The 4,922-nt window shown below is 72.7% G+C and carries 5 protein-coding genes; all 5 read left to right on the top strand.

What is annotated here, in order from left to right; all coding sequences use genetic code 11:
* The first annotated feature begins 84 nt into the window (after nt 1-84).
* Nucleotides 85-408 (top strand): hypothetical protein, encoded by a 324-nt coding sequence (locus ABWK99_RS13580; RefSeq protein WP_372595238.1) that lies wholly within the window; start codon nt 85-87, stop codon nt 406-408.
* 20 nt (nt 409-428) lie between these two features.
* Nucleotides 429-677 (top strand): Sec-independent protein translocase subunit TatA, encoded by a 249-nt coding sequence (locus ABWK99_RS13575; RefSeq protein WP_372595237.1) that lies wholly within the window; start codon nt 429-431, stop codon nt 675-677.
* The gene (gene tatC / locus ABWK99_RS13570; protein ID WP_372595236.1) at nt 658-1,473 is read left to right on the top strand and encodes a twin-arginine translocase subunit TatC; all 816 of its coding nucleotides are present in this window, start codon (nt 658-660) and stop codon (nt 1,471-1,473) included. The genes ABWK99_RS13575 and tatC overlap by 20 nt, the downstream gene beginning before the upstream one ends.
* A gap of 5 nt (nt 1,474-1,478) precedes the next feature.
* Entirely contained in the window at nt 1,479-2,387 is a 909-nt protein-coding gene (locus ABWK99_RS13565; protein WP_372595235.1) for a diacylglycerol kinase family protein, read from the top strand.
* 32 nt (nt 2,388-2,419) lie between these two features.
* Nucleotides 2,420-4,922: DEAD/DEAH box helicase (locus tag ABWK99_RS13560; RefSeq protein WP_372595234.1), on the top strand; the 2,503-nt coding region annotated here is incomplete at its 3' end.

The raw sequence follows: 4,922 nt of genomic DNA, 5'->3' as shown, positions 1-4,922 counted from the left end.
GACGCCCGCCGCGCCCTTGCCGCCTACGCCGACCTGGCGGGCGGCCCGTCGGGCGCGCCCCCCGCCGACGGCTAGCCTGGTCCCGTGCTCTGGTTCTGGGTGTGGACGCTGCTGGTGGTCGGCACGCTCGTCGGCGCCTTCTTCCTGGGGCGACGGCTCTACCGGTCGGGCCGCGCGCTGGTCGAGGAGGCCGGGCGGGCCGCCGAGCTCGCCTCGGTCCTGTCCGAGCGGGTGACGGAGCTCGAGGCGGTCGAGCAGCAGCACCCGGTCCGTCCCGTCCGGATCGGGGACCGGGACGCTGCCAGGGACCGCTGGGTCGAGGCGGGCGAGATCAGGGAGCGACGACGCGAGCGTCGCAGGACGCGGTTCCGGGCCACGTACGAGCGGTGGCGGTCGTTCTCCCGCTGACCACGTCCGGCACAGGACCGATGACCTGCGGGGCTACGATGGAGCACCGACCTGGACGAAAGGGCACCATGAGGCTCAGTGGCTGGGAGATCCCTCTCCTCGTATTCGTGATCATCCTGCTCTTCGGCGCCCGCCGTCTTCCCGACCTGGCACGCTCCGTCGGCAAGTCGATGCGCATCCTCAAGGACGAGGTCGGTGGACAGGACGACTCCACGGAGTCCTCGACGACGTCCAAGCCCAGCGACAACGGTGACGACAAGCAGTCCTGACGCGGCGACGCCCCGTCGGAAGTCCAAGAAGAAGACGAAGGACGCCGACGGCCGGATGCCGCTCATGGCTCACCTGCGTGAGCTGCGCAACCGGCTGATGTCCGCTGCCGCAGGTGTCGTCGTCGGGGCGGTCGCCGGGTGGATCCTCTACCCCGTCCTCTTCGGCGCGCTCCAGGCACCCGTCCTGGACCTCGCCGAGGCGCGCGGGCAGACGATCACCCTGAACTTCTCCGGGGTCGCCACGTCCTTCGACATGCAGATCAAGGTCTCGCTGTTCGCAGGGGTGATCCTCAGCAGTCCGTGGTGGATCTACCAGCTGTGGGCCTTCGTGACCCCCGGGCTCAACCGCACCGAGCGGCGCTACACCCTCGGCTTCCTCGGTGCAGGGGTCCCGTTGTTCCTCTCCGGGGCGGCCCTGGCCTGGTGGCTCCTGCCGAAGGCGGTCGCCGTGCTCACCGGGTTCACGCCGACGGGGGCCGTCAACATCATCGACGCGGGCACGTATCTCACCTTCATCATGCGGATGGTCCTGGCCTTCGGCATCGCGTTCCTGCTCCCCGTCCTGATGGTCGGGCTGAGCACGGCGGGCCTCGTCTCGGCCAGGACGTGGATGGGCGGCTGGCGCTGGGCCGTCCTCGGCTGCTTCTTCTTCGGGGCAGCGGCCACCCCCACGGGAGACGCGGTGTCGATGCTGGCCCTCGCCATCCCGATGACCATGCTCTACTTCGGGGCGGTCGGGATCAGCGCCCTCGCGGACAAGCGGCACGCGCGGCGCACGGCCGCCGCGCTGGCGTGAACGGGATGCGTCTGGGTGTCCTGATCAACCCGACGGCCGGTCACGGTCGGGGGGCCGAGCGTGGGCTCGAGGTCCTCGGGGCGCTCTCCGCGAGGGGCCACGAGGTGGTCGACCTCACGGCCGACTCGGCGGACGCGGCGCTGCGGGCGGCCCGGCAGGCGGTCGTCGACGGTCTCGACGCGCTCGTCTCCGTCGGCGGTGACGGGATGGTGCACCTGGGGGCGAACGTGGTCGCCGGGACGGACCTGCCGTTGGGGATCGTCGCTGCCGGCAGCGGGAACGACATCGCGCGTGCAGCGGGACTGCCCCGGCACGACGTCGCCGCCTCGGTGCGAGGGATCGAGCGCGGGCTGTCCACCGGCGGGCGGGCGGTGGACGCCGTGCGGGTCGGCCCGCCGGACTACCTCACCCACGAGTGGTACCTCGGGGTGCTCTCCTGCGGGATCGACGCGGCCGTCAACGAACGCGCCAACCAGCTCACCTGGCCGCGAGGGACGGGGCGCTACGTGCGCGCCCTGACGACCGTGCTGCGCAGCTTCCACCCGTACGGCTACCGCGTGACGATCGACGGCCAGGTCTGGGAGTCACCCGGCACCCTGGTGGCGATCGCCAACGGCACGAGCATCGGTGGCGGGATGCGGATCGCCCCCGACGCGCGGATGGACGACGGGCTGCTCGACGTCGTCCTCGCCGGCCCCCTCAGCAGAGCCGGGGTCGCGCGGATCTTCCCCCGGGTCTACCCCGGGCGGCACGTGAGTCACCCGGCGTGCACCGTCGTGCGGGGCCGGGAGGTGCTGGTCGAGCCGAGCCATGTCGGCCCCGCTGCGCCGCCGGCCTTCGCCGACGGCGAGCGGCTCGGCCCGCTGCCGATGCGCGCGGAGGTGGCACCCGGCGCCGTGCGCCTCCTGGTGTGAACGGATCACGCGCCGCTGCCTAGGCTGGGGGCATGTCCACCCCTGCCGAGCGGTACGCCGCCTCCCGTCGGCGTGCCGCCGCCGCACGGTCGGAGCTCGCGACCTTCTCCGCGGGGCTCGACTTCGAGCTCGACCCCTTCCAGACCGAGGCGTGCCTCGCGCTCGAGGGCGGGCGAGGGGTCCTGGTCGCCGCACCGACCGGCGCAGGCAAGACGGTGGTGGGGGAGTTCGCCGTCCACCTGGCGCTGACCCAGGGCCGCAAGGCCTTCTACACCACTCCGATCAAGGCGCTGAGCAACCAGAAGTACGCCGACCTCGTCCGCCGTTACGGTGCCGAGCAGGTCGGCCTGCTCACCGGGGACACGACGGTCAACGGTGAGGCGCCCGTCGTGGTGATGACCACCGAGGTGCTGCGGAACATGCTCTACGGCTCCTCGCGCACCCTCGACGGTCTCGGCTACGTCGTGATGGACGAGGTGCACTACCTGGCGGACAGGTTCCGGGGTCCGGTGTGGGAGGAGGTCATCCTGCACCTGCGGGACGACGTCCAGGTGATCTCGCTCTCGGCGACCGTCTCCAACGCCGAGGAGTTCGGGGACTGGCTGACGATGGTGCGAGGCGAGACGGCGGTCGTCGTCAGCGAGGTCCGGCCGGTGCCCCTGTGGCAGCACGTGCTCACCTCCGACGGGCTGATCGACCTCTACGCGGGTGAGGTCGACCCCACGGACCCTGGACCCGAGCCGCCGATCAACCCCGACCTGGTCGTCTCGCTGCGGCGCAGGTCCGGATCCGGTCCGCAGCCCTGGCGTGACCGCGGCCGGTCCAAGGGACGACCGGGTGGCGGGCCGGGGGCAGCCGGTGGGCAGCGCAGCACGGCTCGCCGTGGCGCTCCCCGATCGGCCGTGGTCGAGGTGCTGGAGCGGGCTTCCCTGCTCCCGGCCATCTTCTTCGTCTTCTCCCGGGCGGGCTGCGATGCCGCGGTCCAGCAGTGCCTCCGGGCGGGGCTACGGCTCACCAGCCCGCGCGAGGCCGCCGAGATCCGCACCGTCCTGGAGGAGCGCAGCGCGACGATCCCCCCGCAGGACCTCGGCGTCCTCGGGTTCTGGGAGTGGAGCCAGGCGCTGGAGCGTGGCGTCGCGGCCCACCACGCCGGCCTTCTCCCGGTCTTCAAGGAGACGGTCGAGCAGCTGTTCTCCCGCGGCCTGGTCAAGGTGGTCTTCGCGACCGAGACCCTCGCCCTCGGGATCAACATGCCGGCGAAGAGCGTGGTCCTCGACACCCTGAGCAAGTGGGACGGCTCGGCCCACAAGGACCTCACCTCGGGGGAGTACACCCAGCTGACCGGCCGGGCCGGCAGGCGGGGCATCGACGTCGAGGGTCATGCTGTCGTCGTCGAGCACGGCGCGCTGGACCCGGTCGCGCTGGCGGGCCTCGCCTCGCGCCGCACCTACCCGCTGCGCTCCAGCTTCCGGCCCACCTACAACATGGCCGTCAACCTCGTGGCCACGGTGGGCAGGACGCGCGCGCGGGAGGTCCTCGAGCAGAGCTTCGCCCAGTTCCAGGCCGACCGTGCGGTCGTCGGCCTCGCTCGGCAGGCCCAGGCTCATGCCGAGGCCCTGGAGGGCTACGCCGCGGCGATGCGCTGCCACCTGGGGGACTTCGCCGGGTACGCCGAGCTCCGGCGGCAGATCTCCGCACGCGAGCAGGAGCTCTCGCGCGAGACGGCCCGGGCGAGACGCTCGGCGGCCGCGACGAGCATCGCCGAGCTCACGGTCGGAGACGTCGTGGAGATCGCCGGCGGACGCCGTGCCGGGCACGCCGTGGTGCTCGATCTCGGTCCGGACCATCTCGACGGTCGGCGGCCCAGCATCCTCACCTCCGAGCGCCAGGTCCGCACGCTCTCGGCGGCCGATGTCGAGCGTGGGGTGAGGGCGGTCGCCCGGGTCCGCGTGCCTCGGCAGTTCTCACCACGCAACGCCAGGGCGCGCAGCGAGCTCGCCGCCGCGATGCGCAGCGCGCTGGCCGATCCCTCGAGGACGGCTCCTCCTGCCCCACGGCCCGGCAGAGCAGGAGCCGACGACGCGACCGTCGCGGAGCTGCGGCGCCGGATGCGTCAGCACCCCTGCCACGGCTGCTCCGAGCGCGAGGACCACGCGCGGTGGGCCGAGCGGCACCACCGGCTGCAGTCCGAGCACGCCGGCCTGGTCCGGCGGATCGAGGGCAGGACGAGCTCGATCGCACGGGTCTTCGACACCGTCTGCGAGGTCCTGCTCGAGACCGGTCACCTGGAGTCCTCATCGGACGGGGAGCTGCGGGTGACCGAGGCCGGGCAGACCCTGCGGCGCCTGTACGCCGAGAACGACCTGCTCGTCGCGGAGTGCCTGCGTGAGGGGTCCTGGGACGGTCTGGACCCGGCCGGGATGGCGGCCGTCGTCGCAGCCGTGGTCTTCGAGGCGAGGCGCGAGGAGCCGGAGCACTCCCCGGCGGTGCCGGGTGGGCCGAACGGGAGGCTCGGCCGCGCGCTCGACGCGACGG

Source organism: Actinotalea sp. (genome assembly GCF_041597215.1).
GTDB lineage: Bacteria > Actinomycetota > Actinomycetes > Actinomycetales > Cellulomonadaceae > Actinotalea.
This window is presented reverse-complemented; position numbering and strand designations above follow the sequence as displayed.